The sequence below is a fragment of the Micromonospora sp. NPDC050695 genome (assembly GCF_040654415.1).
Classification (GTDB): domain Bacteria; phylum Actinomycetota; class Actinomycetes; order Mycobacteriales; family Micromonosporaceae; genus Micromonospora.
Genome location: NZ_JBFAHZ010000152.1, coordinates 1 through 1,294, shown reverse-complemented (window position 1 = coordinate 1,294; position 1,294 = coordinate 1). Strand labels below are relative to the sequence as shown.

The 1,294-nt window shown below is 66.4% G+C and carries 1 protein-coding gene; it reads right to left on the bottom strand.

Annotated features, from left to right (window positions below):
• Positions 1 to 1,294, bottom strand: a 1,294-nt coding sequence (locus AB0H52_RS32010) for a molybdopterin-dependent oxidoreductase (protein WP_357952035.1), incomplete at both ends; no start/stop codon positions are given.

Genomic DNA, 1,294 nt, shown 5'->3' with positions numbered 1-1,294 from the left:
AGCCAGTCCAGGTTCGCCATGCCCAGCCGCTGCGCCCGACCGTGCGCCGACCCGACCGCGGGGTTCTGCCCCAACAGGAAGTAACCCTTGATCTTCCCGTCGATCATGTTGAGCACCTGCTGGTAGGTGCCGTGGTCACCGGTCATCCGCGGCATGTAGCCGTAGCAGTAGTCGTTGTCGGCGGTCGCGGCGTCACCCCAGTACGCCTTCAGCAGGCTGGCCGCGAACGTCCGGGCGTTACCCCAGAAACCCTTCTGCCCCGGGTGCCGGATGCTGTCCACCCACTCATCGAAACTCGGGTGCTCGGCGTGATGCGGCATCGGCAGGTAGCCCGGCAGCAGGTTGAACAACGTCGGAATGTCCGTCGAGCCCTGGATGCTGGCATGCCCCCGCAGCGCCATCACCCCGCCACCCGGGCGACCCATGTTGCCCAGCAGCAGTTGGATGATCGCGCCGGTACGGATGTACTGCACACCCACGCTGTGCTGCGTCCACCCCACCGAGTAGATCAGCATCCCGGTGCGCTCCCGGCCGGAGTTGCGCGTCCACGCCTGCGCCAATTCGAGGAACTTCTCCTGCGGGATGCCGCACACCCGCTCCACCATCTCTGGCGTGTAGCGGGCGAAGTGTCGCTTGAGGATCTGATAGACGCAGCGCGGATGCTGCAACGTCTCGTCCCGCTCGGTCTGCCCGCCCACCTGCGCGCCGTGCGACTCGTGCGCCAACCCCGAGGCGCTGTCCCGCTCCTGAGCGGTGTGCCCGCTGCCGGACGAACCCTCATGCCCCGCGTACTGCCAGCTGTCCTGCACGTACGTGCCGGTCTCCGGGTCGAAGCCGGAGAAGAAGCCGTCGCCGTCCTCGGTGTCGATGAACTGGTCGCTGACGATCGTCGCCGCGTTCGTGTACGCGAGCACGTACTCCCGGAAGTCGAGGTCGTTGTCCAGGATGTAGCGCACCACCCCACCGAGCAGGGCGATGTCGGTGCCCGCCCGGATCGGCAGGTACGCGTCGGCCAGAGCGCTGGTCCGGGTGAACCGCGGGTCCACGTGGAAGACCTTCGCACCCCGCCGCTTGGCCTCCATCACCCACTGGAAACCCACCGGATGCGCCTCGGCCATGTTCGAACCCTGGATGACGATGACGTCAGCGTTGGCGATGTCCTGCTGGAAATCCGTCGCACCGCCACGACCGAAACTGGCCCCCAGACCGGGGACGGTGGCGGAGTGTCAAATACGGGCCTGGTTCTCGATCTGCAACGCCCCCATCGCGGTGAACAACTTCTTGATGAGGTAGT